We start from the raw sequence: 22,219 nt of genomic DNA, 5'->3' as shown, positions 1-22,219 counted from the left end.
GCGTTCCTCCAGAACGGGGAACCGCCATTGCAATCGGGGCAGGACGCGTTTCTGTCAGCCGTCTGTCAGCGGGCGGGCCGTGATCGCGGTCTCGCCTCAGAGAAATGTCAGTGCCGTAGGCAAGACTCGGAACCAGCCACTCGGACCGCGAGCCGAGCGTTCCCCCAGCCCGTTAACTGAGGAGTTGAAGCTATGCGATATGCGGTCCAGGCTGAAGGTCTGGTGAAGCACTACGGCGAGACGCGCGCCCTCGATGGTGTGGACCTCGTCGTTCCCGAGGGGCGCCTGCTCGGTGTCCTCGGGCCCAACGGCGCGGGTAAGACCACCGCCGTGCGCATCCTCGCCACCCTGCTCCGGCCCGACGGCGGCCACGCCACGGTGGGCGGTTTCGACGTCGTCAAGGACGCCCACAGGGTGCGCTCGCTGATCGGCCTCACCGGGCAGTACGCCGCGGTCGACGAGACGCTCACCGGCGTGGAGAACCTCGTCATGATCGGCCGGTTACTCGGCCTGTCCCGTCCCGCGTCCAGGCAGCGGGCGGGCGAGCTGCTGGCGCGGTTCGACCTGACCGACGCCGGAGGCCGGGCGGCCAAGACCTACTCCGGCGGCATGCGCCGCAGGCTCGACCTCGCGGCGAGCCTGGTCGGGCGTCCTCAGGTCCTGTTCCTGGACGAGCCGACCACGGGCCTCGACCCTCGCAGCCGCACCGACCTTTGGGACGTCGTGCGCGGCCTGATGGCCGACGGCGTCACCGTGCTCCTCACCACGCAGTATCTCCAGGAGGCCGACGAGCTGGCCGACGACATCGTGGTGTTCGACCACGGCAGGGTCATCGCCTCGGGCACCTCCGACGAGCTGAAGGCCACCACGGGCGCCCAGGTGCTCCAGGTGCGGCCCATGCGCGCGGACCACCTCGATCTGGTGGCCGACGTCATCACTGATGTCATCGGCGACCGCCCCGACCTAACCGGTGGCCAGGCCACGGTCAACATCAAGGACCCCACGGTGGTCCCCGCCATCGTGCGCCGCCTCGACGACCTCGGGGTGGTCGCGGCCGAGCTGAGCCTGCGCAAGTCCAGCCTCGACGAGGTGTTCCTGGCCCTCACCGGCCACCGCGCCGAAGACCAGGCCTCCGTGGCGGAGACCAAGGAGAAGGAGGAGGTGCCGGCATGACCACGCTGACCGCGCCCGCGCAGGCCGTCCCGGGCCGCATCGGCCCCGCCACCGCGCTCCGGCACACCATGACGCTCGCCTGGCGGAGCCTGGTGCAGATCAAGCACAACCCGATGGAGCTGCTCGACCTCTCGGTGCAGCCCATCATGTTCCTGCTGCTGTTCACCTACGTCTTCGGCGGCGCGATCTCCGGGTCCACCACCGACTACCTGCAGTTCTCGCTGCCCGGCCTGGTCGTGCAGAACATGCTGTTCGCGACGCTGACCACCGCGATCGGGCTCAGCACCGACATCACCAAGGGCGTGTTCGACCGGCTGCGCAGCCTGCCGATCGCCCGCTCGGCGCCGCTCGCCGGCCGCATCGTGGCCGACACGCTGAAGCAGGTGTGGGCCTTCGCCCTCTTCGTCGGCCTCGGCACCGTGCTCGGCTTCCGCATCCACACCGGGGTGGCCGGGGTGGTGGGCGCGCTGGCGCTGCTGCTGACGTTCGCCCTGGCGATGTCCTGGCTGTCGGTGCTCATCGGCCTGGTGGCCTCCGAGCCCGAGAAGGTGCAGATCATCGCGTTCTCGGTGATGATGCCGCTCACGTTCACCTCCAACGCCTTCGTCCCGACCAAGACGCTGCCCGGGTGGTTGCAGAAGTGGGTGGAAGTCAACCCGGTCACCCATCTGGCCGACGCCGTCCGCGGCCTTCTCAGCGGGGGTCCGGTCGCGAGCCACGCGACGATCTCCCTGGTCTGGGCCCTCGTCATCGCGCTGGTCTTCGCCCCGCTGTCCCTGCGCGCCTTCCGCTCCCGCGGCTGACCCCCGCACCGACGGTGCCGGTCGGCGCCGGGGTCGTACCGGTCGGGGGCAGAGCCGGACGGGGGCAAAGGCCGGACGGGGGCAAGGGCGATGGTCTTTTCGTCCGAGCGAGATGGGATCACCCTGCGGTCAGGGCGATTCCCGGGCGCGGGGCGGTGAGGGCGGGGATCTCTTCGGGGAGGATCTTGCGGCCGCGTTCGAAGTACCGGGTGTAGTTCTCCGGGCCGAGCGCGGCCGTCGTCGCCTCGGTGATCCGCACATGGTCGTAACCGATCACGTCCTGGATCCCGCGGATGCGGGACGCCGCGCCCAGCAGCACCGCCGCCCTCGCGGCGTCCCCCTCGCGCACGACCAGGCCCGCGACGGCGATGAGCACCAGCCCGTAGGCGCCCCCGTCCTTGGCGTCCCGCGCCAGCCGCAGCGCCTCCAGGTGCGATTCCCGCGCGGCCCGCAGGTCGCCCTCCTGCTCGGCGAGCAGCCCGAGCGACGAGTGCAGCAGGGCCCGGAAGTGCGCGGGGAAGACCAGCGGGTCCACGGCGAGGCGGATCGCCTCCTCGTAGTGCCACCTCGCGAGCGCCGGCTTCCCTTCCTCGCGGGCGAAGTCACCCCGCACGCTGTGCACGCCCGACTCCCCCACCCTGTCGCCGGCGTTCACGCAGATGTCGAGCGCGTGGTCCAGCACCGCCTGGGCGCCGGCCGGGTCGCCGGAGGCGTTGAGCGCCATGGCCAGCCGGGTGCGCATGTACGGGGTGTCCTCCACGGCGCCGATCTCGTCGAGCAGCGCGAGCGCCTCCCGCAGCACCGAGATGGCCGTGGCGTTGTCTCCGCGCAGCATGCTCACCTCCGTGAGCGCGCCCATGGCGGTGCCGATGCCCCACCGGTCGCCCACCGCGCGGAAGTGGCGGAGCGACGACCCCACGTCGGCCTCGCCCTCGGCGATCCGACCGGCGTTGTAGTGCACGTGCGCGCGCAGCAGGTGGGCGCAGGCGACCACCCACGGGTCGGGGTCGCCGAACATGTCCGCCATGGTGCGCTCCTGGTCGGGCGCGACGTCGGGGATGAAGAGCACCAGCATCGGCTCGGCCAGCGAGACCATCGCCGGCCAGGGGCGGGGCACCGACGACCTGGCCAGGGCCATCGCCCTGGTCAGCACGTCCCTGGCCTCCTGCCACTGGTTCGTGCCGCCCGCCATGAGGATGCCGTGCACCGTGAGCGCCAGCGCCAGCCTTCTCGGCCCGACCTCGGCGTCGCCCCCGCTGTCCAGGCCGCCCCGGTCATCCGGAGGGCCACCATCCTCCCCGGCGTCCAGACCGCCTCCGCGGCCCGGGTCCTCCCCGGCGTCCAGACGGCCTCGGTGACCCCCGGCGTCCAGACGGCCTCGGTGGTCCCCGCCGTCCAGACCCTCTCCGCGGCCCAGGTCGTCCCCGGCGTCCGGGTCGTCCACCAGGGCGATCACCTCGGCGGCACGCTGGGCGCCCTCGGCCCTGCGGCCGGCCAGGAACCAGTACCACCCGAGCGCGCCGACCAGCCGGACCCCGAGCCCCCGGTCCGCCGACCCGACGGCCCAGCGCAGCGCCGCCGTCAGGTTGTCGTGCTCGGCCGACAGCGCGGCGAGCCACTTCACCTGCCCGGCGCGGCGCAGTTCAGGCTCGGCGGTCTCGGCCATGCCGGTGAAGAACCGCGCGTGCGCGCGTCGCACGCGGTGCTCCTCGCCCGACTCGGCGAGCCGTTCCGCCGCGTACGCCCTGATGGTCTCCAGCATCCGGTAGCGCTCGTTCTCGCAGACGACGAGCGATTTGTCGACGAGCCTCGCGAGCACGTCGAGCACCTCCTCGCGCGGCAGCCCGCCCCCGGAGCACACCGTCTCGACCGCGTCGAGCGACGCCCCGCCGGCGAACGCCGCGAGCCTGCGCGCGAGCACCAGTTCCCGGCCGTCCAGCAGGTCCCAGCTCCACTCGACGACCGCGCGCAGCGTCTGGTGCCTCGGCAGCGCCGTACGGCTCCCGCCGGTCAGCAGCCGGAAGCGGTCGTCGAGGCGGTCGGCGATCTGCCCGGCGGACAGCGTGCGTAGCCGGGCGGCGGCCAGCTCGATCGCGAGGGGCATGCCGTCGAGCTCGCGGCAGATCCGCGCGACCGCCTCCGCGTCACCGTCCATGACGTACCCGGGGCGGGCCGTGGCGGCGCGGTCGGCGAACAGGCTCAGGGCGTTCTCGTGATCGAGCGGCTGCACGGGCCACAGCAGCTCGCCGGTGATGCCGAGGGGCTCACGGCTGGTGGCGAGGATGCGCACTCCCGGGCATTCCGCCAGGATCCGGTCGGCGAGCCGCGCGGCGGCGTCCACCAGATGCTCGCAGTTGTCGAGGATGATCAGCTGGCGGCGCGACCCGATGCCGGCCACCAGGCGGCCGGTCAGGTCGGCGTCGGGGGCGGGCGTCCGTACGGGCACGCGGCGGGTGTCGCGCATGCCGAGCGCGGCGAGCACCGCCTGCGGCACACCCTCGGGGTCGCGTACCGGGGCGAGCTCGGCGAGCCAGACACCGTCCGGCATCCGGCCCGCCAGCGCCTCGCCGGACTCCACGGCGAGCCTGGTCTTGCCCGCGCCACCCGGGCCGAGCATCGTGACCAGCCGGTGCTCCGCCAGCAGCGAGCCCGCGCGCCGCACGTCGTCGCGCCGCCCGACGAAGCTCGTCAGCCGGGCGCGCAGGTTGCCCCTCTTGTGCCCCTTGTCGCGCATCTCGGGCTCCTGCCCCTGCTCGGGCGTCCCGGGCTCGGGCGCGACGGCCGTTGGCGGGTCGCCCCGGAGCATGCCAAGGTGCAGGGCGGCGAGCGCGGGCGAGGGGTCGGCGCCGAGCCGGGCGGCGAAGTCCGCGCGGGCCGCCTGGTAGGCGGCGAGCGCCTCCACCTGGCGCCCTGAGCCGTACAGGGCGCGCATGAGCTGGCCGCGCAGCCGTTCCCTGAGCGGATGGGCGGCGATCAGCGGTGACAGCTCGCCGGTCACCTCGGCGTGGCGTCCGAGCAGCAGATCGGCGTCGAAGCGGTCCTCGACGGCGGCCAGGCGCAGCTCCTCCAGCCGGGCGATCTCCGCGCCGGCCGCCTCGACCTCGCTCAGGTCGGCGAGCGCGGGCCCGCGCCAGAGCGCCAGCGCCTCCCTGAGCGTGCCCGCGGCCCCGCCCGCGTCGCCGCGCGCCAGCGCCGTACGGCCGTCGGCGGCCAGCCGGGCGAAGCGGTGGGCGTCGACCTGATCCGGAGATATAACCAACCGGTAACCTGACGTCTCCGTGGCCACCAGACCCCGGCCCAGAGTCGCGCGGAGGCGGGAGACCAGAGCCTGCAGCGCGTTGCCGACCGCGCTCGGCGGATCGGCCTCCCACACCCCCGCGACCAGGGTGGCGAAAGGCACCGTTCGTCCGGGGCTGAGCAGCAGCAACGCGAGGAGCGTCCGCAACCTCCGGCCGCCGATGTCAAGGCGTGCGCCGTCGTGACGCACTTCCAGCGGGCCGAGCACGCCGAAGCTCACGCGCGTGTCCGACTTCGCGCCATCCATGCCTCGATTGTGGCTGATTAAGGGACTTCCTGGCGCCGCTCATTCGGGCGATGGGGTCAGCGCACCCCTCAGATCCGCGTAGCATCAGCGGGCATGGGGCAGCCGAGAAAGTCCGTGCGCGTTGGGCGCACGGGACGCAGCGGGCGTATCGCTGTGATCGCGGCGGTCGTCGCGGCGGCGGCGGCGGGCTGCGGGATCGTGGGCGCAGGTTCACCGACCGAGAGGTCGCTGGACGGGCTCAGCGTCTCCAGCCCCCGGTTCCGCGACGGGGCCCCCCTCCCGGCCGAGTATTCCTGCACGGGAAAGGTCGGCAACCCGCCCCTGAGGTGGTCGGGTGTGCCGCAGAAGGAGACCAGGTCGATCGCCTTGGTGATCGACGCGAACAACGCGCAAGGAGCGGCGGAGGTGCACTGGGTGCTGTTCGACATCGACCCGCTCACCACCGAGCTCGCGCAGAACAGCGTGCCCAGGGGCGCCGTCCAGGGTCTGACGTCGAGCGGCAAGGTGGGCTACTCGCCCCCGTGCCGGCCCGATGACACCTATCGTTTCAGTGTCTACGCGCTCGACTCCAAGATCGAGCGCAAGGAGGGCGCCGCCCTCCGCGAGACGCTGGAGGACATCGCCCGGCACACGATCGCTCGGGGACGCCTCTCGGCGGCCCACATCGAGTGACATGCTGAGCACCAGAGGTAGTTATGGATACCAGATCTTCTCGTAGGGTGTGACAACGGTCATAGTGGTCGGACAGAATCAGATGCAATCCCGGAGCGCAGGTGGTCAACGGGGGAAGGTCGCGTCGATGGCCGCGCGATCTCACCAGCGCCACTGGAAGGCCATGGCCATGAAGGTGGTGCAATGATCGCGGTCATTTTTGGCCTCGTCGCCGTCGTGCTCCTCGTCCTGGTGGTCGTGGCACTCGGCATGCGGTCGATGAACCGCCGGGAGAGCAACCTGCCTCCTGAGCGGCTGCGCAAGATGGCCGAGCAGGCGGACGACCCGAACGCCAAGCGCCCCGGGCGTCCCGCCGAGGAGACGTTCTTCGAGAGCTTCCCCGAGGGCTTCGACGCCTTCCAGGAGCCCGAGCGGGCGACCGCGCGCCTGCGCCCGGGCAACGGAAGGCCCGCTTCGCGTCCCGCCGGGCGCCCCGGCGGCCGTCCGGCTCCCCGCGGCAAGCAGGCCGCCTCCTCCCGTGGCCGCCGCGGCGTCGACGAGTGGGGCGACGCCGACGACTACGACGACGACTACTGGAGCCGGGTCCGCGCCGACGACGGCGCCTTCGGAGGCACCATCGCGGCTCGCATGGGAGCGAGCCGCCCCGACGTGTCCTCTCCGTCCAACTCCGCACCCGCTCCCGCCAAGGCCGCCTCGCCCAAGGAGCCCAAGGAAGAAGGCGTCGACGCGAACGCCGCCACCGTCCAGGCGGCCCTTCCCACCCGGCCGGCCGGCCTCGCCGACCTGGTGGAACCCTCGCGCAACGTCACGCCCTCCGCCGCCGCGGCGTCTGATCGCACCGTCACCTTCTCGGCCCCCGTTCCCCAGACCCCCGCCGCGTCGGCGGCCGACGTGCTCGGCGCGATCGGCACCCCGCAGCCGTCCTCGCGCAGCCGTCGCGGCTCGCGGCCCGACCCCGCCGACCCGCTCGGCGTCGCGGACTCGCGCGCGAAGCCCCGCCGCCGCTCCGACGCGGGCGGCGACCCCGGGCGCACCGCCCCCGGCCGCACCACCGACTCCCGGCGCACCGACGCAAGGCGCGGCGGCTCGGGCAGGATCGCCGAGCCCGGACGTGCCGCCACCGCGCGGCCCGACGCCGCCCGCGCCGACGCCTCCCGTGACGTCACGGGCCCGTTCACGGCGGGCCGCCCCGCCACGGATCCCGCGCACGACCCGCTGTCCGGCCCCTTGACCACCGGCCCGCTCTCCGCCGCCCCGCACCCCACCGGCTCGCTCGCGAACGATCCGCTGTCCAGCGGCGCGCTGTCCGGCGGTCCCGTATCCGGTGGTCCGGCGTCCAAGAGCCCGCGCTCCGGCGGCTCCCGTCCGGCCGGCCCCCTGGACACCCCGAACAGCGCGACCGGCCCATTCGACGCCGGCCGCTCCTCGACCGGCTCGTACGAGACACCCCGCGCGGCGGGCGGCTCCCGCGGCAGCGGGTCCGTCCCTGCCGCCGCGTCGTACGACCCGCTCGGCACCGGCCCGGCGGCTCCCGGGGCGACCGGCGACTTCCCCGCCGGAGGCTCCTGGCCGGCGCAGGCCGCCTACCCGGCGACCGGCCTGTACGACATCCTCGACGAGCCGACCCCGGCGGCCGGCACCTCCAAGGAGACGTGGAAGGCGGCGGACTACCAGCTGCCCACCTACGACGGGTACGCCGCCCGCGACGGGTACGCCGCCGCCCCGTCCGCGCCTCCCGCCTCACCGGCACCCTCGTACGAGGTGCGCCCGGGCTGGGCCACCATCGACGACTCCGACTCGGTGAACGGGCCGACTCCCGCGTCCGGCCTGCCGACGGGGCCGTCCCGCGCGGTCCCCGCGTACGAGACGCCCACCGGGCGCGACCTGCCGCTCGCGGGCGACGAGCCCGCGGCCGGTCAGGGCTACCCCGGCTACGACGCCGAGCGCTACGCGGCGCCGGGAGCGACGTCCCCCGGCTGGCCCCAGCCGGTCCAGAACTCCGGGGGGAGCTGGCCCTCGTACGGCGAGCTCTACGGAACCGGCGCGAACGGCGGCCCAGGGCCCGACCAGCCGGCGCCGACCACCCAGTCGACGCAGTCGTCACAGGCGTCGCCCTCGCGCGGCGGCCACCGCCGGCGGGGCGAGACGGACTATCCCGACTACTACCGCTGATCGATCAGTGTTCTCCCGTCATATATAAAACGCGGCGGCCAAAGGCTTAATCAAACGGCCGTCGCGTCGTATGGTCGGCTCATGACCGAGGACACGCAGCGTAGCCGTTCAAGGACCGAGCGTATTTCCTCGGTGCTCAGGCACGACCTCCCGGCCTCGCTGGTGGTCTTCCTGGTCGCCGTGCCCCTCTCCCTCGGCATAGCCGTGACCTGCGGGGCGCCGCTCATCGCGGGTCTGATAGCCGCCGTGGTCGGCGGCCTGGTGGCCGGGCCGCTCGGCGGGTCGGTCGTGCAGGTCAGCGGTCCCGCGGCCGGGCTCGCCCTCGTCGTCGGCGAGCTCGTGCGCACGTACGGCTGGCGCGCCACCTGCATGATCACTCTGGCCGCCGGAGTGCTGCAGCTCGTGCTCGGCGCGTTCAAGGTCGCGAGGACGGCGCTGGCCGTCTCGCCGGCGGTGGTCCACGGCATGCTCGCCGGCGTCGGCGTGGTCATCGCCCTGTCCCAGCTCCACGTGGTGCTCGGCGGGCAGTCGCAGAAGTCCGCCGTGGAGAACCTCATCGAGCTGCCGAACCAGATCGTGAACAACCACAGCCACGCCGTGGCGGTCGGCGTGCTGACCATCACGGTGCTGCTGCTGTGGCCGCGCCTGCCGCGCCTGAACATGCTGCCCGCCCCGCTCGCGGCGCTGGCCATCGCCGCGCTGACGGCCGGGGTGTTCGGCTGGGACATCGCCAGGGCCGACCTGTCCAAGGGCTTCAGCGAGTGGGCGTCGCCGGCCATGCCGAGCGGTGACTGGCACGGCATCGCCGGCGCCGTGCTGCTGGTCGCGCTGCTGGCCGGCGTCGAGTCGCTGCTGTGCTCGGTGGCCGCCGACCGGCAGCACGACGGCCCCCGCTCCGACCTCGACCGCGAGCTGACGGGGCAGGGCATGGCCAACGTCGTGTCGGGGGCCCTCGGCGGCCTGCCGGTCGCGGGGGTGATCGTCCGCACGACCACCAACGTCAAGGCCGGGGCGCGCAGCCGGTGGTCCACCGTCCTGCACGGCGTGTGGGTGCTGCTGTTCGCCGTCTGCTTCGGCTGGATGGTCACGCTGATCCCGATGGAGGCTCTGGCGGCCCTGCTCGTCTTCATCGGCGTGCGCATGGTCAACCTCGGCACGATGCGCGGCCTGCACGGGCAGGGCGAGCTGCCGGTCTACATCCTGACCATGGGCGCCGTCGTCGTCATAGGCCTCGCCGAGGGGGTGCTGATCGGCCTCGGGCTCGCCGCGCTGTCGGCGCTGCGCCGTCTGACCAGGGTGTCGGTCCAGGTGCGCCTGGAGCCGGACGACCGATGGCACGTCGTGGTGACCGGCTCGCTGACCTTCGTGGGCGTGCCGCGCCTCACCGACAACCTGCGGGCGATCCCGGCGGGCGCCGCGGTCGACCTCGACCTCAACGTGGACTTCATGGACAACGCCGCCTTCGAGGCGTTGCACGGCTGGCGCCTCGAGCACGAGCGGGCGGGCGGCACCATCACCATCGACGAGATCCACGACGAGTGGTACACCTCGGCGGCGGGCGGCACCCGCGTCTCCTCGGCGAAGACGCCGCCGCGGGCCCCCGACCGCTGGTGGCTCCCCCGCGCCTACCGGCGGGGCGGGCCGCTGTCCAGCATCCCGGTGCGGCACGACGGCGTCTGGGTGCCTTCCCGTGCCGAGCCCGGCGGGCCTGGGTCGCGCGCGGACGCCGTGCCCGACCTGCTGGCCGGCGCCATCGACTTCCAGCGGAGCACCGCGCCCCTGGTACGGCCGTTCCTGCACCGCATGGCGCGCAGGCAGGAGCCCTCGCACCTGTTCATCACCTGTGCCGACTCCCGGGTGGTGCCCAACCTGATCACCGCGAGCGGCCCCGGCGACCTGTTCACCGTGCGCAACGTCGGCAACCTCGTGCCGAGGCACGGCGCCTCTCCCCCGGACGACTCGGTGGTGGCGGCCATCGAGTACGCCACCACCGCACTCGACGTCCGCACCATCACGGTCTGCGGGCACTCCGGCTGCGGGGCGATGGCCGCCGTGCTGAGCGCCGGGGAGCAGACCGGCGGGCTGCCGGGGCTCGAACGCTGGCTGCGCCACGGCGACCACACGCTCGCGCGTTATGTGCTGTCCGACAGCACCGGCGAGGACGAGGGGCCGCTCGACAGGCTGTGCCGGGTGAACGTCGCGCAGCAGCTCGACAATCTCCGCACGTACCCCTCGGTGGCCGGCCTGGAGGATTCGGGGCGGCTGCAACTGGTCGGCCTGTACTTCGACATCGGCGCGGCGCGCGTGCACGTGCTCGACCGCCAAGGCTTCACTCCGGTGGCGAGCGTCCGCTCGTAGCGGATTCGCTCACCGTGAAAGTTCTCGGCGGAAGGCGGCCACGGGTCGAGAGTGGTCGCCATGAGAATCCTGGTGATCGGCGGTTCGGTGTTCCTCGGCCGGGCCATCGTCGAAGAGGCCCTGCGGCAGGGGCACGAGGTCACGACCTTCAACAGGGGCAGGTCCGGAGACGATCTGCCCGGGGTGACGGCCGTCCGCGGCGACCGTGAGGTCCCCGCGGACCTCGAAGCGCTCGCCGAGGGACGCGAGTGGGACGCGGTCATCGACGTGTGCGGCTTCACTCCGCGGGTGGTCGCCGACTCCGCGCGCGCCCTGTCGGGGCATGCCGCCACCTACGCGTTCATCTCCACCATCTCGGCCATCTCCGACTGGCCGGCCAAGCGCGTCGACGAGTCCGCTCCCCTGTGGGAGTGCTCGCCCGACGCCGGCCCGGAGGATGGCGACTACGGCGTCCTCAAGGCCGGCTGTGAGCGGGCCGTGGAGAAGTACTTCGACGGAAACGCGCTGATCATCCAGCCGGGGCTGATCCTCGGCCCATGGGAGAACGTCGGCCGCCTGCCCGCCTGGCTGCGGCGCGTCTCCCGTGGCGGCCGGGTCGTGGCCCCCGGCGACCCCGGCCTCCCGATGCAGCTCATCGACGCCCGTGATATCGCGATCTTCACCGTCGACCAGGCGGCCAAGGGGGTGAACGACCGTTTCCTCACCACCGGGCCCGCCGGCAACACCACGTTCGGCCGGTGGCTGGCCGACTGCGCCGAGGTCACCGGCGCGAGCCCCGAGCTGGTCTGGATCGACGACGAGTTCCTGCTCGCCCGCGAGGTCGAGCCGTGGACCGAGCTTCCCCTCTGGATCCCGTCCACCCCCGGCGAGGTCGGCACCTGGGACGTCTCCACCGCCAAGGCCGAGGCGGCGGGGCTGCGGTGCCGCCCGGTCGCCGAGACCGTGCGCGACACGTGGCACTGGCTGAAAGACCGCGATCACGCCGAGCTGGAGCGCCGCCTCCCCCACTGGCGGCGGCACGGCCTGGCACCCGACAAGGAGGCCCGCATCCTCAGCGAGTGGGACGCCGGCTGACCTCGCCCGCACGCGGCCCGTCACGGGGGCTGTCGTGCACGCTCTCGCGCAGTGGCTCACCCGGGCCGAGGACGGCGTGGGTGAGCCCGATGGCCATGGCCTCGGCAGCGGGGAGTACGACCGGCACCGCCTTCGCGGGCGCGCTCGGTGAGCTGTACGGGCGTGCGGAGGGCCGGGTGGTTGACTAGTGCGCCGGAACCCCCGGCACGTAGTCACCTGACCCCCTTCGAGGGGTTTTGAACCGTACGCGTTCTAGGGGCGATCTACGGGTGTTAACGTCTGGACCGTGGCAGACCCCCCAGGGACCGCTGGTCCCGACGAGCGCGAGTCCAAGAGGACCACTGCGGGCCCTCCACCTGACATGACCATGTTGAAGACGCTGCGCCCGCAGGACTACGACGAGGTCGTCTACGTGGGGCACTTCTTCCGCAAGGGGCTGCCCGTGGTCATGGACCTCACCGGAATGTCGGACGCGGACGCCAAACCACTCCTCGACTTCGCGGTGGGCCTGGTCTTCGGGCGCCGCGGCGACATGGAACGCATCGCGCCCAAGGTCTTCCTGCTGGTCCCCTCGGGCGTGGTCATCAACGCCTGAGCCGGCCTTCGGCGGGAACGGCGGTGCCGCACCCGGAAGCTTCCGGATACGGCACCCGCGCGGTCACGCCTGAGCCCCGGCCAGGTTCACAGTGGCGGGGTGACGTTGACGAAGGCCGTGCAGTTGCCCGGCCAGACGACGTTCGGGGTGAGGCCGCACGACGTCTCCGCCACCTGGCCGGTCTTGGCCCGCACCGTGACGAGCAGCTGGTTGGTGGCCGGCGCCACCAGCAGAGTGACACCCGTGCCGGCGGCACCCGGGGCCTTGCCGGGCCGCTTCGCCGCGCTCGCCGCCGCCGGCAACTGCGGGGCCGCCGTCAGAGTCACACCCGTGACGTCGCCGGGGTAGCCCGCCAGCGAGGACAGGTCGTGCCAGAACGGGTTCGGCCCGACCGACGTGGGGTCCCGGACCAGGGTCGCCCCGTTGGCCTGGGTCTCCGCGACGTACCGCACGGGCCCGGTCGTCACGCCCGTCGGCGTGACCAGCGCCGAGTCGACACCGTCGACCCGTCCCCTGGGCCCGGGAGGACCCTCGGGGCAGCCATTCTCCTTGTCACGACTCCGGTCGTCGTGGTCGCACCTCCTGGCGGTCCTCCACCAGAGGCCGGTGGCGGCCTGGACGACGCCGGCCGCCGCCCGGTGCCCGGCAACGCTCTTCCCTTCCGCGCTGACGCCGGCCGTTGCCGGGCTGGACAGCGCGACGAACCCGCCGGTGACCGCGGTCGCGACCACCAGGGTCCATGCGGTCCTACCTGCGGACGGACCATTTTCCCGAGGAGTCACTCGGTTCCCCCATATCACTTGAATTCCCCTTAGGCCTGACAGACGGTCGGGCGGAAGGTGTCGTGATGACTGACGGCGCCGTACCCGGGACATCCCCGGGCACGGCACGCGCTGTCACTCCGAAAGCCCTGGTCAGGCCTAGAGCGGTGGCGTGGAGTTGACGAAGGCGCTGCAGATGCCGGGCCAGGTCGCGTTCACGGTGACGAGGCAGGTCGTCTGGACGACCTGACCGGTCAGGGTCCGCAGCGTGATGTGCAGGGTGTTGGTGGTCGGCACCGCCGTCAGGCTGACGTCCGTCACGTTGCCGGGGTAGCCCGTCAGCGAGGACAGGTCGTGCCAGAACGCGTTCGGCGCGACCGACGAGGGGTCCCGGACGAAGGTCGGACCGTTTCCCTGGGCAAGCGCGATGTACTTGACGGGGCCGAGCGCGCCAGTCGGTGTGGCCAGCGCCGAGTCGATGCCATCGCTGCGGCCCCGAGGCCCGGGAGGACCAGGAGGGCCGGGATGGCACTTCTTCGGGCACTTGCCCTTGCCGTCCTCGTCGTCGTCATCACCGACCGGCTTCAGCTGGCCGGCGCCGACGCCGGCGGCAGCGTGGCCGTACGACACCCGCTGCCCGGTGACGCTCCGCGCTTCCGTGCCGGCGTGGGCCATGGCCGGGCACGACAGTGCGACGAATCCGCCGGTGATCGCCGTCGCGACCGCCAGAGTCCACGCGGGCTTACCTATGAAAGAGCCTTTTTCCCGAGGAATCACTCGGTTCCCCCATATCGCTTGAATTCCGATGAATCGGACCTTCTTCGTGTCGCCATGGCGGCACTGCGACCAGGGAATACCCATTCAGCGAACCTACAACGCAGCACTGAAGTACCGATAGAGAAAACAGACGCCACAATAAATAAAAGAAGCCATGACGCCATGTCCCAGCGCGATCGCCAAGGCCCTTCGACCAGGCAACAGTGCACCATAAATCACATTGATGGACTTTCCTGCAGGCTCTGGGCTTTTCAGACATGCACCTGAATACCCCGCCGACCAGCACGAACAGGCCTTACAGGTGCGTCCTTCCGGTAGAGGGGGCCCTACGGGAGGACAAATGAATATCCGCCCGCCCCGCCAACGGAACTGAACCCAGGAGCCACCACAGAGAGCTTGTCATTCAGACGTCGCAACGAATATCTCCGCCCGCCGATCGGAATCCCTCGAACGCACCGTTCTCGTCACGACAGAAAAGGAAACCAGCCCCCACTCGGCAAGCCAGTGTGCCGGGAAACCCACATCATCATGGGCCGTGGAGGCAGAATTCGTTGTTCTCGGGGTCGGCCAGCACGATCCAGTGCTCCTCTGTGGCCACTACCCGGGCGCCGAGGGCGATCAGTCGCTTCAGTTCCGCGTCGATGTCGTCGCACGCGAGGTCGAGGTGGACCCGGTTCTTGGCCGTCTTGGGTTCTGGAACGAGTTGGAAGAAGAAACGCGGCGTGACACCCGGCCGAGCCTCGACCAGCACCGTCGGGTCGTCTTCCGGGTCATCGATCCCCATGCTTCGCAGCCGCTCCAGTTCGGCCTCGTCGTACGGAGCCACCTCGTAACCGTCCAGGACGGCCGCCCAGAACCGCGCGACCGACGCGGGGTGCCGGCAATCGACCACGACATCCTTGATCCGAGCCATGACACCATAATGCTGCAGATAATCCTGGCCTACGCGCGGACAACCTGGCACGGAAATGTCGGAACGCTTCGGTACGTTGCCATCATGGAATTCGTACTGGTAGCGGGCGCGTGGCTCGGATCGTGGGCGTGGGACGAGGTGGTGCCTGAGCTGCGTGCGGCCGGCCACGGTGCTCACCCGTTGACGCTTTCCGGCCTCGCCGACAAGCAAGGCGTCCCCGCCGGGCAGCAGACCCACGTCCAGGACATCGTCGACGAGGTCGAACGCCGCGATCTTCACGACGTCATCCTGGTCGGGCACAGCTACTCGGGCATCCCGGTCGGTCAGGCCGCCGAGCGGATCGGCGACCGGCTTGCCCGCGTGGTCTTCGTCGACTCCAACGTTCCGGCCGACGGCGCGTCGTTCGTGTCCGGCTGGCCGGACGGCAAGGCGATGGTGGAGGCCTCGATCGCGGAGCACGGCGGCTTCTGGGCACCGCTCACCACGGCCGACTGCGACGGCCAGGGGCTCACCAGCGCACAGATCACCCGCATCGTGGGCGGTTCCACACCGCATCCGGGAGCCACACTGACCGAGCCCGCCGTGCTGTCACGGCCACTCGGCGAGCTTCCGGCGACGTACATCAAATGCCTGCTCGACGGCGACGAGCCCACCGATGACGTGGCCGCGCTGCTGACCAGCGAGCACTGGCGACTGGTCGAGATGAACACCGGCCACTGGCCTATGTTCTCCCAGCCCCGCGATCTGGCCCACATCCTCCTCGACGAGACCAAGCCATGAGCCCTTCGCCCCGACCCCTACTCCGCGCTCACGTCAAGCCCGGCGCGTTGCCGGGCGCCACAGCTCTGGAGCAGGCCCGGGCGGCTGGGCGCTTCACCCCGTCCATGACGAGCGGTGGGCTGCCGCCTGCAAACGCACGGCGGTCTGGAGGGCACGAGCAGAGCTGACTTGGTGCCGACTCCGGCTAGGTAGGGATCAAGGAATCCCATGCTCAGAAGCGTAAGAGGCGGGCGAGTCGGCCTGTAGGCCGGGTTCTGATCCCGCCCACCTCTGACCTGCGGCTCACTCAGCGGCCTGCTCTCTGACCTGCAATAACGCTGCCGTCCTCTGCCACTGCCCTCCACCGTCTTCCAACGCCATGTGCCCCCGATGTGCCCCCGGGCAATGCCGTCAGACGCGCACCTCCCCCTCCCCCACCGCTGTGTGAACCGACTGCCGCCACTCCAAAGCCTCGGGAACGTCCCGATACTCCAGCAGATGCTGGCCCGCGATCTGCTCCAGCAGATCCCTGACCTCCGCGGGCGTGGCATGGAAGAACTCCCGCCGCAGATTGACCCTATTGACCCGCCGATCGTTCAACGCGGCGTGCAGCCGCCCCTCCAGCCCGACCGCGTCGTCGCTGAAGATCAGTGCGTGCGTGTCGAACCTGAACGGCACCAAGGCATCCCCCAGCTCCCGCACCCGGTCCTCCGGCTCCAAGCGCCGGGTCATGCCGATCTTGTCCTTGCCGAACGCGCCGACGTTGGAGATCACGTACACGTAGCCCGCCCGGACGTTGGCCTCGCGCGCCTCCACGTCACTGACCGCCGCGCCGATCTCCTCCAGCTTCGCCTTCAGCTCCTCCGCTCCGGCCTCGTCCCCCTTGACGATCAGCTTGGCCAGCGCCGCCTTGTAGTGAGCCTCCTCCTTGCGCAGCCGGACCTTCTCCCGCTCGAACTCCCGGCGCGCGGCCTCCTCCTCACGCTCATCGGGTCGAGTGGCGTCCCGCCTCCGGCTCAGGACTGGTTGAACAGCGAAAGCGTCAGGGTCGAGTGGTACTCCCCGGCGGCGACGTCGACCGCAGTCCGCAGGGCCAGGTCGGCGTTGACCTCCCAGGTGCCGATCTCGCCAGCGGAGTTCGCGGTCGAGACGAGCATCTCCTGGCCCTGCAGACCCACGGCGGGGGCGTCGGTGCCGTCGGAGATCACACTGGAGACGGGCTCACCGGCCTCCACCGCCCCGGTGGAGGAGTCGGTCAGCAGGCGCGGGGTCCATCCCAGGTACTCCGAGCCGATGGTCTTGGCGGGGTCGCCGGTCGCGGTGAACTGGCCGGCCTGGCCGACGACCGCCCAGAAGTCTCCCGCGGGGATCTCCTCGGGACTGCGGGCGTCGGTCACCGTGACCGTCGGCGTGGTGCCGGTGAACTGGCGGGCGGCGGCGTCGGAGCCGTTCTCCTGGAGGGACACTCCGCTGTTGTCCGCCACGGTCATCGACACCTGACCGGGAGTGGTGGTGGGCTCGATGGTCACCGACACGTCGATGCCGTCGCCGGGGTCGTCGGCCGCCACTGCGGGACCGGCCACGCCGGCAAGCGCAAGACCGAGCACCGACACGGCCAGCATCTGGGCAGCTTTCTTGGTTTCATGTGATTGCTCCATCTATGGGGGCGGGTAGGCCGATCGGTACGGCCAGGCCCCTGTTCACTACGGCGGCGTCCCCGGCGCGTACACCGTGGCCACCGCCGGCCCGGTCAGCCGCAGCTGATCGCGGTGTAGTCGGCCTCGTAGGACGAGGTGACCTTCTTGCCATCGATCGTCGCGGTTCCCGTGACAGTCACCTTGCCCGCGCCGATCTGTCCGGCCCGCGCGTTGAAGGACTGGTACGCCTGCTTGCCCGTGGCCACGTCCGCCACGGTCTTGGCACCGTACGGGGTCGTCAGCGTCACGGTCGCCGGCACATCGCCGCCGTTGACGGCCGTCACCGCCACGTACGCCGACGTGCCCACACAGCGGGACGAGGCGGTCACGGTCAGCGGAACGGCAGGAGAGTCATCGCCGTCCTTGCTGAGGTGGAAGTAGTCGAACTTGGCCGTCTTCGACGCCGTCTGGTTGGCGCCGAAGGCGAACAGACCGACCTTCGCACCGCCTGCGACCTTGCTGTTCTTGACCGCGGTCGGCGTGCCGTTCACACCGATCTCGGTCCAGTCGGTGCCGTTGGAGGAGTAGTAGCCGTGGAAGGTGTCGCCTTCCTTCTTCATCCGCAGCCACCACACGCCGCTGGTGAGATTGCTGACCTGCGGCTGCGGGTCCTGGACCACGCCGCCGACCTCGCTGCGCAGTTCGATCCTGCGCACCACGGCCGCCCCGGGCTGGTTGTCGATGACGTAGTCGAACTTCACGTAGTCGTCGTCACCGGCGTAGACGATCAGGCCGCCCTGCTGGTACTGCTCGTTGAGCGCCGATCCGTCGATCTTGGTCTCCAGCGTCCAGTCGCCGTCCGGCGCCGTCTGCAGGATGAAGTTCTTCGCATCGCTGTTGTCCGACCCGTAGATGTCTCCCTTTTCGGTGTCGATCTCCAGGTTGCCATCCTTCACCCGCACGGCCGATGCGTTGTAGCGCACGCTCGCGTCCCAGCGGCAGGTGTTGAGCTCGGTGCCGTCGAACTCGTCGTTGGGAGCCGGCTTGGTCGCCGTGTCATCGGGGGTGATGTGGAACCAGTCGAAGTAGGCGTTGATCACCGGACGGTTGCCGGTGCCGGCGATGGAGAACAGGCCGATCTTCGGGTTGTTGATCCCTGCGAGCTTCTTCGTCTCCGGCATCGCGGTGAAGCTGACGCCGTCCGCCGAGTAGTGCGCGGTCAGGTTGGTGCCGTCGGAGATGAACCGCACGTACGCGGTGTCGGGGAAGGCGTCCCCGAGCTGCGCCGTGTTGCTCGCCGTCACTTCCTTCGGATCGCCGTTCTCCTCGCGGATGAACTGGAAGATCCGGTTGGCCTTGCTGTTGGTGCCGCGGGCCTGCAGCACCATCTTGGCGTAGTTGTCGTCGTCGCCGTACAGGATCAGGCCCGCCTGCTGGTACGCGTCACGGGCGTTGAGCGTGACCTTGGTCGTGGCCATCCAGGCACCCGACGGCGCCGGCTGCACCACGATGTTCGGCGAGCCGGCGTTGTCCCCGTAGATGTCGGTGTTCGACGTCGGGATCACGAGGTTGCCGTCTTCGACCTTGAGGCCCTGGTTCTCCCGGATGACCGACCAGCGGTTGCGGTCGAGCTCCGTCCCGTTGAAGTCGTCGGAACGTCCGGCCAGGCAAATCGTGTTCGGCGCGTCCACCTTGATCGAGATCTGCTTGGTCGTCGCCGCGCCCTCGGAGTTGGTCACGGTGACCGCGGCCGTGTACGTACCCGGCACGGTGTAGGTGTAGCTCGCGTTCGCGGTCGTCGGCTGCGGAGCTCCCGCCACCCCGAAGTCCCACTTGTAGGTGAGCGACAGGTTACCCGGGTCGGTGGCCGATGCGGTGAAGTCGACCTTCAGCGGAGCGATGCCCGACGTCGGGTTCGCCGACGCGGTCACCACCGGGCGCTGGTCGCCCTGCTGCTGGTCGCCCTTGCGGTACTCGATCCGGTAGATGCCGGAGTCGGCGTTGTTACCGTTGAACCCCGATCCCCACTCGATCAGGTACATCGCCCCGTCGGGGCCGAACTTGATGTCCATGGGCCGCTTGAAGCTCATGGACTTGAGGATCTGGTTGATCTTGACAAGCTTGGTGCTGTCCTCGTTCAGCTGGAACGAGAACATCTTGTTGTTGTTCCACTCGCCGAACAGCGCCTTGTTGTCCCAGTACGCCGGCCACTTCACGTCCGACTTCAGGTTCTCGTCGTACCGGTAGACCGGGCCCGCCATCGGCGCGCCGCCGTTGAGCTCGGGGAAGTTGTTCGGGTCGGTCTGGTAGTGGTACCAGATCGTCGCCGGGATCGCCGGCGGCAGGTTGGTCAGGCCGGTGTTGTTGGGCGAGTTGTTGACCGGCGCATCGCAGTCGAACGTCTCGCCCGACTTCCCGGTCGCGAAGTCGTACTTGATGTACGCCTTGTTGGGGCCGAGGCAGTACGGCCAGCCGTAGTTACCCGGCCTGGTGACCAGGTTCCACTCCACGGCGTTCTCCGGACCACGCGTGGGGCTCGGAGCCCCGGCGTCAGGGCCGTAGTCGGCGACCAGCGGGTGCCCGGTCTTCGGGTCCATGCCGATCCGGAACGGGTTGCGGAAGCCCATGCCGTAGATCTCGGGCTTGGTCTTCGCGGTGCCCGGTGCGAACAGGTTGCCCTCGGGGACGGTGTACGTGCCGTCCGCCTCGGGGTGGATCCGCAGCAGCTTGCCGCTCAGGGAGTTGGTGTTGCCCGAGCTGCGCTGCGCGTCCCAGGCCGCACGGCCCGGCCGCTCATCGTGCGGGGAGTAGGCGTCCGAGGCGAACGGGTTGGTGTTGTCACCCGTAGCCAGGTACAGGTCACCGGTCTTGGGGTCCATCACCATGCCGCCGCCGTGGTGGCAGCACTCGGCCCGCTGCACCGGCACGTCGAGGACCTTCTTCTCACTCGACATGTCGATGGTGTCGCCGGTGACGGTGAACCGGCTCAGCCGGTCAACGTTCTCACTACCCGCGGGCGAGTAGAACAGGTACAGCCAGTGGTTGGAGTCGAAGTTCCGGTCCAGCGCCACCCCGAGCAGGCCGCTCTCGTTGTCGGTGAACACGTTCAGGTGACCGGCCGTCACCTTGGCGCCGCCGGGCTTGATGATCTTGACGTCGCCCATCCGGTCGATGTAGAAGACCCGGCCGTCGTTGGCGACGTCCAGCATCATCGGGTCCGACCTGCTGCTGTCGAGGGTGACCTTCTCGAAGCTGCCGCTCTGCGACGCCGCACAGTCGGCCTTCTCGACACCCGCGGCGGTCTTGATGCCGCCGAGGACCATCTTCAGGAAGTTGTCCTCGGTGAAGCTCTCCTTGGTGTGGCCGAGCGCCGTGTACCACGAATGGCCGCCGTCGTAGTCCTGGCACCACGAGTTCGGGTGGTCGATGCCCATGGTGGCGCCGGAGTAGGACTTCTCATCCATCGACGTCAGCACGTGCACGGTGTTGCGAGGGTTCGACTGGTAGTCGTACCACTCGTCGTTACGCGTCCACGACGTCGGCAGGTGCTTGGTCGACGGGTGCGCGGGGTCCTCGACCTTGACCGTGGCGTTCTGGATCGCCGGGTGCGACTTGAAGTACGCACCGACCAGCTTGCCGTACCACGACCAGCTGTAGTGGGTGTCGGCGGCCGCGTGGATCCCGGCGTAACCGCCGCCCCGCTGGATGTAGCGCTCGAAGGCGTCCCGCTGGTCCTGCGTGTTCAGCGGGTCGCCCGTGGTGGACAGCCAGATGACGGCCTGGTATTGCGCCAGGTTCTCGTCGGTGAACTTCGTGCTGTCCTCGGTGGCGTCGACCCCGAAGCCATTCTCCTGGCCGAGCTTCTGGATCGCCGCGATGCCGTTGGGGATCGAGTCGTGCCGGAAGCCGGTCGTCTTGGAGAAGACGAGCACCTTGAACTCGTCAGGGACGGAGTCCGCGCTCGCCGGCGACGCCAGGGCCGCCGGTGCGAGCAGCGCCCCCAGGGCGAGAGCCGCCGTCGCGGCCCTCCACCTTAAGGTGCGATGTTTGTGAACTGTCACAACAGCTCCTCCGGGAGTGGTTTGAGCATGAGCTCTTTGCTCTTTGCACTGACTGCTGCCCTGGGGGTGGAGTGGAACAGGGAGATGTCGGCGCCAGTACGTCGCCTCATCGCGACAGCGCGGTCTTCACCGGGAGCCGCTGTGGCGGCATCGGTGGCAGGGGTAAGGGGGCTATCGCCCGGGCCTGTGACGAGGTGGAAGCACAACCCGCGCCTGATGCGCGGACTCCGGTCGCGCGGCCGTTTGCGCCACGCCATACCTCCAGGGGGGGCAGGTGACGTGAACGTAACCAACTTTTCCTCTAAGGGGAAGATGTTTTCAGCCAAACGATACGACTTTGTATCCTTAGAGGACAAAGCTTGGTGTCTTATCGAGAAACTGTGGTCATCGCAGTCAGGTGAAGAGCCAGAGAAGTGCCCACACCCCGAGATCGCCGCAAGGGGCGGCTCCCGGAGGATCGACGACTACGGCTGAACAAACAGAGCCCGGAACGACGGTCAAACCGACGGGCGGGCGGCCAGAAGGGCCTGCCGTACAGCAAGGTCGACCACGGCCTCGCGGGTGGAACCGGTGAGTTTCTGCGCGGCCGCGTAGGTGTCGACGGCGGTGGCCAGCTGCCGTACGGCCGAGGCGAGGCTCGACCTCGCCACATTGGTGGCGGTCTCGCCGGAGGGCGGGTCGGCGAAGCCCTCGACGGCCGCGGCGGCCGCCTTCCGCCAGCTCTCGACGTCGGCCGAGGTCGCCGCGGCGGGTGCGGTGGCGTCGTCGGCGGGCGTGGCACCGTCGTCGGAGGGAAGGGCGCGCTCGAGGCCCTCGAGCACGGGAACGAGCCGGTCGCGGGTCGTCCGGGCCAGCTCGGATAGAGTCTTGATCTGCGCCTGGTACCGGGTCTTCTTCCGGTCGCCCGGCACCCCCGGGCA

17 protein-coding genes are annotated in these 22,219 nt (G+C 70.4%); 8 read left to right on the top strand and 9 right to left on the bottom strand.

The features are described 5' to 3' along the window. The first annotated feature begins 192 nt into the window (after positions 1-192). A complete protein-coding gene (locus OG589_RS04465) occupies positions 193-1,173 on the top strand; it encodes an ATP-binding cassette domain-containing protein (protein ID WP_405146406.1) in 981 nt (326 codons plus the stop codon). Then, complete coding sequence (locus OG589_RS04460; protein WP_405146405.1) at positions 1,170-1,976, top strand: ABC transporter permease; 807 nt, start codon at positions 1,170-1,172, stop codon at positions 1,974-1,976. The genes OG589_RS04465 and OG589_RS04460 overlap by 4 nt, the downstream gene beginning before the upstream one ends. A gap of 118 nt (positions 1,977-2,094) precedes the next feature. Here OG589_RS04460 and OG589_RS04455 read toward each other — a convergent pair whose 3' ends face one another. Then, positions 2,095-5,520, bottom strand: coding sequence for an AfsR/SARP family transcriptional regulator (locus tag OG589_RS04455; RefSeq protein WP_405146404.1), 3,426 nt, complete (start codon positions 5,518-5,520; stop codon positions 2,095-2,097). Between the two features lie 93 nt (positions 5,521-5,613). On the opposite strand from OG589_RS04455, the gene OG589_RS04450 reads away from it, so the two are divergent. The 4 genes from OG589_RS04450 (at position 5,614) to OG589_RS04435 (ending at position 11,796) form a co-directional block, all read left to right on the top strand. Next, positions 5,614-6,192: a YbhB/YbcL family Raf kinase inhibitor-like protein gene (locus tag OG589_RS04450; RefSeq protein WP_405146402.1), complete on the top strand. Its 579-nt coding sequence runs from the start codon at positions 5,614-5,616 to the stop codon at positions 6,190-6,192. A 183-nt stretch (positions 6,193-6,375) separates the two neighbouring features. Continuing rightward, positions 6,376-8,364 carry a hypothetical protein gene (locus tag OG589_RS04445; protein ID WP_405146400.1) on the top strand — a complete coding sequence of 663 codons (1,989 nt, stop codon included), beginning with the start codon at positions 6,376-6,378 and terminating at the stop codon, positions 8,362-8,364. A gap of 81 nt (positions 8,365-8,445) precedes the next feature. Beyond that, the gene (locus OG589_RS04440; protein WP_405146399.1) at positions 8,446-10,722 is read left to right on the top strand and encodes a SulP family inorganic anion transporter; all 2,277 of its coding nucleotides are present in this window, start codon (positions 8,446-8,448) and stop codon (positions 10,720-10,722) included. A 60-nt stretch (positions 10,723-10,782) separates the two neighbouring features. After that, positions 10,783-11,796: an NAD-dependent epimerase/dehydratase family protein gene (locus tag OG589_RS04435; protein WP_405146397.1), complete on the top strand. Its 1,014-nt coding sequence runs from the start codon at positions 10,783-10,785 to the stop codon at positions 11,794-11,796. Here OG589_RS04435 and OG589_RS04430 read toward each other — a convergent pair. Next, entirely contained in the window at positions 11,774-11,923 is a 150-nt protein-coding gene (locus OG589_RS04430) for a hypothetical protein (RefSeq protein ID WP_405146395.1), read from the bottom strand. The two genes, OG589_RS04435 and OG589_RS04430, sit on opposite strands and share 23 nt — an antisense overlap. 234 nt (positions 11,924-12,157) lie before the next feature. Between OG589_RS04430 and OG589_RS04425 the strand changes: the two genes are divergently transcribed. Continuing rightward, a complete protein-coding gene (locus tag OG589_RS04425) occupies positions 12,158-12,391 on the top strand; it encodes a cell division protein SepF (protein ID WP_405146394.1) in 234 nt (77 codons plus the stop codon). A gap of 86 nt (positions 12,392-12,477) precedes the next feature. Here the strand turns inward: OG589_RS04425 and OG589_RS04420 are convergent, their stop codons facing one another. The 3 genes from OG589_RS04420 to OG589_RS04410 all read right to left on the bottom strand — a co-directional run bounded on the left by OG589_RS04420 (position 12,478) and on the right by OG589_RS04410 (position 14,842). Next, positions 12,478-13,122, bottom strand: coding sequence for a hypothetical protein (locus OG589_RS04420; protein ID WP_405146392.1), 645 nt, complete (start codon positions 13,120-13,122; stop codon positions 12,478-12,480). 189 nt (positions 13,123-13,311) lie between these two features. Next, on the bottom strand, positions 13,312-13,827 hold the full coding sequence (locus OG589_RS04415; RefSeq protein ID WP_405146391.1) for a hypothetical protein: 516 nt from the start codon (positions 13,825-13,827) through the stop codon (positions 13,312-13,314). 628 nt (positions 13,828-14,455) lie between these two features. Next, the gene (locus OG589_RS04410) at positions 14,456-14,842 is read right to left on the bottom strand and encodes a VOC family protein (protein ID WP_405146390.1); all 387 of its coding nucleotides are present in this window, start codon (positions 14,840-14,842) and stop codon (positions 14,456-14,458) included. A gap of 84 nt (positions 14,843-14,926) precedes the next feature. Here OG589_RS04410 and OG589_RS04405 point away from each other — a divergent pair, with 84 nt between their 5' ends. Further along, complete coding sequence (locus OG589_RS04405) at positions 14,927-15,622, top strand: alpha/beta fold hydrolase (protein WP_405146388.1); 696 nt, start codon at positions 14,927-14,929, stop codon at positions 15,620-15,622. Positions 15,623-16,012: 390 nt separating this feature from the next. On the opposite strand, the gene OG589_RS04400 is transcribed toward OG589_RS04405, so the two are convergent. The 4 genes from OG589_RS04400 to OG589_RS04385 form a co-directional block, all read right to left on the bottom strand. Next, positions 16,013-16,417, bottom strand: a complete 405-nt coding sequence (locus OG589_RS04400) for a GIY-YIG nuclease family protein (RefSeq protein WP_405146386.1) — start codon at positions 16,415-16,417, stop codon at positions 16,013-16,015. 200 nt (positions 16,418-16,617) lie between these two features. Continuing rightward, on the bottom strand, positions 16,618-17,223 hold the full coding sequence (locus tag OG589_RS04395) for a hypothetical protein (RefSeq protein WP_405146384.1): 606 nt from the start codon (positions 17,221-17,223) through the stop codon (positions 16,618-16,620). Positions 17,224-17,351: 128 nt separating this feature from the next. Continuing rightward, complete coding sequence (locus OG589_RS04390; protein WP_405146382.1) at positions 17,352-21,299, bottom strand: ThuA domain-containing protein; 3,948 nt, start codon at positions 21,297-21,299, stop codon at positions 17,352-17,354. A gap of 497 nt (positions 21,300-21,796) precedes the next feature. Next, positions 21,797-22,210, bottom strand: a complete 414-nt coding sequence (locus tag OG589_RS04385; protein WP_405146380.1) for a hypothetical protein — start codon at positions 22,208-22,210, stop codon at positions 21,797-21,799. Positions 22,211-22,219 lie beyond the last annotated feature (9 nt).

Source organism: Sphaerisporangium sp. NBC_01403, from assembly GCF_045040145.1.
GTDB lineage: Bacteria > Actinomycetota > Actinomycetes > Streptosporangiales > Streptosporangiaceae > Sphaerisporangium > Sphaerisporangium viridialbum.
This window is presented reverse-complemented; position numbering and strand designations above follow the sequence as displayed.